The sequence below is a fragment of the Mesorhizobium sp. M2A.F.Ca.ET.037.01.1.1 genome, from assembly GCF_003998075.1.
Classification (GTDB): domain Bacteria; phylum Pseudomonadota; class Alphaproteobacteria; order Rhizobiales; family Rhizobiaceae; genus Mesorhizobium.
Map to the genome: position 1 here is coordinate 1 of NZ_RZSA01000639.1, position 3,987 is coordinate 3,987.

Annotated in this window: 3 protein-coding genes and 1 pseudogene; all 4 read left to right on the top strand. The window is 68.6% G+C overall.

The features are described from left to right. A pseudogene (locus tag EOA27_RS25975) lies at positions 1–507 on the top strand (acyltransferase); the annotation flags it as partial. Beyond that, the gene (locus EOA27_RS25980; protein WP_126078101.1) at positions 504–1,613 is read left to right on the top strand and encodes a glycosyltransferase family A protein; all 1,110 of its coding nucleotides are present in this window, start codon (positions 504–506) and stop codon (positions 1,611–1,613) included. The pseudogene EOA27_RS25975 and the gene EOA27_RS25980, both read left to right, overlap by 4 nt. After that, a complete protein-coding gene (locus EOA27_RS25985) occupies positions 1,610–2,641 on the top strand; it encodes a glycosyltransferase (RefSeq protein ID WP_126078102.1) in 1,032 nt (343 codons plus the stop codon). The genes EOA27_RS25980 and EOA27_RS25985 overlap by 4 nt, the downstream gene beginning before the upstream one ends. Then, positions 2,638–3,987 (top strand): ABC transporter ATP-binding protein (locus tag EOA27_RS25990; RefSeq protein WP_245491162.1); only part of this gene is annotated, 1,350 nt, incomplete at its 3' end. The genes EOA27_RS25985 and EOA27_RS25990, both read left to right, overlap by 4 nt.

Genomic DNA, 3,987 nt, shown 5'->3' on the forward strand with positions numbered 1-3,987 from the left:
CGGCTCTGCTGGCCGGCCCTGGCGGTGGCGTTCCTGTTCGTGGTCCAGTCCGATCCCGGGCCGGCGGATTCGGCCTGGGAATGGCCGCGCTGGACGCTGGTGCAGGTGCTGCCGCTGGTGCCGATGCTGGCAATCGTCGACGCATGCTCGAACGGCCTGCGCGGCACAATGGGCAGGGTGGCCGAACTCCCCCCGCTGCTATGGCTCGGCCGCATCAGCTACGGCGTATACCTCTATCATTCGATCCTTCTGGCCTGTGCCGTCAGGGCGCAGCCATGGATCCCGGTCAACGTCTCGGAACAGGGGCCGGGGCGGTTCCTCGTCGCGGGCACCGCCACGCTGGTCGTCGCCTCGCTCTCCTGGGTGTTCTTCGAGAAGCCGCTCAACGGCCTCAAGCGCTATTTCCCCTATGTCGCGCCCGCTCATCCGCGCGGCGCGAGCGAGGCCCTCCGGTTCGGCGCCGCCCCGGCGCTCGATCTGCGGCCGACGGACCGGAGCCGACCATGACCGCGGCACCTCTCATTTCCGTGCTGTTGCCGGTCTACAATGCCGAGCCCTATGTGGCCGCCGCCATGCAGTCGATCCTGCGGCAGGACTACGGCCGGCTCGAAATCATCGCCATCGACGACGGATCGACCGACAGGTCGCTGGAGATCCTCGAACGCTGCCGCTGGGACGACGGCCGCGTATCGATCATCTCGCGGGAAAACCGTGGCCTCGTCGCCAGCCTCAATGAGGGACTGGCGGTCGCGCGGGGCGAGCTGGTCGCGCGCATGGACGCCGACGACTTCGCCTATCCCTGGCGGCTGTCGCGCCAGGCGGCGCTGTTTGCCGCGCGGCCGGAGCTCGGCTTCTGCGGCGCGCTGGTGGACACGCTGCTGCACGGCCGCGTCCTTAAGGGGCGGCTCGACCCGGTGTTCCGTCTCGACCTCACCGTGCTGTCGAAATTCTTCACCATCTTCCTGCACCCGACGGTGGTCTACAACCGCAAGGTCATCTCCGAGGCCGACCTTCACTACGACGGCAACTACCGGCACGCCGAGGATTTCGACCTCTTCCGGCGGCTGGCCGACCGCTATCCGGCGGCGCTGATGCCGGAAAGCCTTCTGGTCTACCGCGTCCATCCCGGCAGCGTGACCAGCCGGCACAGCAAGGAGATGCGGCGCACGCATCTCAAGATTGTCGGCGAGAATCTCGAGCGCCTGGGTTTGGCGCAGAGCTGCGAGGACCTGCGCGCTATCGGCGATCGCGTCTGCCTCGACACCGTGCGACGGGCGGCCGCCTTTATCCGGGCGCTTGAAGAGCGGATCGCGGCATTGCCCGACCCGACGCGGCCGAGCTTGGAAGCCGGCGCGCTGAACCTGTTCTATTTCCTCTACCAGCTCGTCAATGACGAGGAGCGGCCGGCGCTGACACATGAATTGCTGACGCTGACCGGGAAATGGAACGCAATCCGCCGCCGGGAGAAATACGCGCTCGGCCCCGGCGCCTGGGCGCCCTGGCTGAGCCAGGCCTCGATGTGGGCGGGCAAGCGCGCCGACGGGCTTGCCTACCGCCTCAAATCTGCGCCGGCAGCGTCAGTGCTCGCGCCCTACAGGATGGCCGCGCCATGAACGTCGAGCGCCATCCGCTGCTGCGCCACCTGCGCCCCGCCCTGCCCCCTCCTCCGTGGCCCAGGCAGCGGCCACAGGTCTCCTTCATCGTCTGCACGCGCGACCGCCTGGCCGTGCTCGAAGCCTGCATCGAATCGATCCGCGCCGCTTGCCGGGCGCACCCGGCCTACACAGCCGAACTGGTGGTGGTCGACAACGGCTCGCGCGACGGCACGGCCAGTTATCTTTCGGCGACCGCCGCTAGCTCTGACATCGCCCTGACCGCAATCTCGGAGCCTCGCCCCGGACTGGCGGCGGCGCGCAATGCGGGGCTGGCGCGGGCGCGCGGGCGGGTGCTGGTGTTCGTCGACGACGACTGCAGGCTCGACCGCAGCTATCTCATCGACCTCGAGCGGCATTATGCGAGCGGCGAGAAATGGCTGATCCGCGGCGGCCGCGTCGAGACCGGCGACGTGCTGGACCTGCCCTTCACCATCAAGCGCTGCGACGAGCGCGAGCGGCTGACGCCGGCGGTCCACCCGGGCGGCTTCGTGCTCGGCTGCAACATGACCATGCACCGCGACGTCGCCGCCCGCATCGGCCCCTTCGACGAACGCTTTGGCGCCGGCGGGGCGCTGCGCTCGGCCGAGGACACGGATTATCTGGTGCGGGCGATGCTCGCCGGCATGGCGGTTGAATATGTGCCCGACATGACGATCTTCCACCATCACGGACGGCGCGACCGCATGGCGATCGACCGGCTGCACCGCGACTATCATTTCGGCAACGGCGCGCTGTTGCTGAAGCATTTTCGCCGCGCGCCCTGGCTGCTGCGCCATTTCTACTGGGCGGCCCGGGCCGCCATGCGCGAGCTCGTCGGCGGGCCGCGCTTCGACCAGGAGCTCAAACTGTCGCATTGGCCGATCGTTCTGATGAACCTCGCGGGCGCGGCGAAGTTCATCGCTCTCGTGCTTGTCAAGCGGCCGGCTCGAAAGCCTCAGTCGGGCAATGAGACCAACGAGGCCAGGGCGGAGGCCGGCGCGCGATGAGCGGGCGCCCGACCCTGTCGATGCTGCGCCGGGCGCTCGGCAGCCGGCAGCTTGGCCTGCTGCCCGCCGTCGTCGCGCTCGGGCTTGCAAGCGCGGCGCTCGAAGGCTTCGGCATCGGGCTGATCATCCCGCTGCTCGGCATCATCATGGGGCATGGCGACACAGCCGGCATGGCGGGCTTCTCGGCCCTCCTGCAGAAGGTCGGCGCCGGGCTCGGCGAGCGCGAGCGGCTGATTGCCATCGCGGCCGCGATCCTTGGCTCGATCCTCTTGAAGAACCTGCTCGGCTTCGCCAATTCGGTGCTGACCGCACATATCTACGGCAAGGCCAGCCAGGCGATCCGCGGCGCGCTCGCCGAGCGGCTGCTCAATGTCGGCTATCCGTTCTTCCTGAAGGAGAGCCCCGGGCGGCTGCTCAACATCATCTCCAGCGAATCCTGGCGGGCCTCGGACGCCATCCAGGCGATGCTGGGCTCGATCGTCAGCGCCTCGGCGTCGCTCATCCTGCTCGTCTTCCTGCTGCTGCTCTCCTGGCAGATGACGCTGCTGGTGATGCTCGGGCTGGCGCTGGTCCAGCTTGCGCATATGGCGCTGTCGGCGCATCTGAGAAAGCCAAGCCGAAGCGTTGCCTCGCGCAACAGCGCCTTGGCCTCACGGATGCTGCACCTGGTCCATGCCGGCCGGCTGATCCGCATCTTCGGCCAGGAGGCGCGCGAGAAGGCGGCGTTCGAGGCGGCGTCGGACGGCGTGCGCCGGGCGGCCTTCCAGCTTTCCAACCGCCAGGGCGCGCTGGCGCCGCTGACCGAAGTGCTGCACGCCATGTTGTTCCTGGCGGTGGTGATCGGGGCCTGGCTGGCGGGCCTGAGCTTCCCGATGGTCGCCGCCTTCCTCATCCTGCTCTATCGGCTGCAGCCGCATGCCAGGGCCCTGCAGATGACATGGAGCCAATTACAGGGGCTTTCCGGCTCGCTGGAGGAAGTGACCTGGCTGCTCGATCCCGAGGGCAAGCCGGCCGCGCCGCAAGGCCGCCGGCCGTTCGCGTCTTTAGGCGAAAAAATCGCCTTCGAGGGCGTGAGCTTCAGCTATGTCAATGAGGAGCAGCGCGCGGCGGTGCTGCACGCGGCGAGCTTCGACATAAGAAGCGGCCGCTCCACCGCCCTGATCGGCCGCTCCGGCGCCGGCAAGACGACCATCGTCAACCTGCTCTGCCGCTTCGTCGAGCCGGACGGCGGCCGCATCCTCGTCGACGGCGCGCCGCTTGGCGAGATCGATCCGGCCGCATGGCGGGCGCACATCGCCCTCGCCAGCCAAGAGCTGGAGCTGGTGGACGGCACGATCCTCGACAAC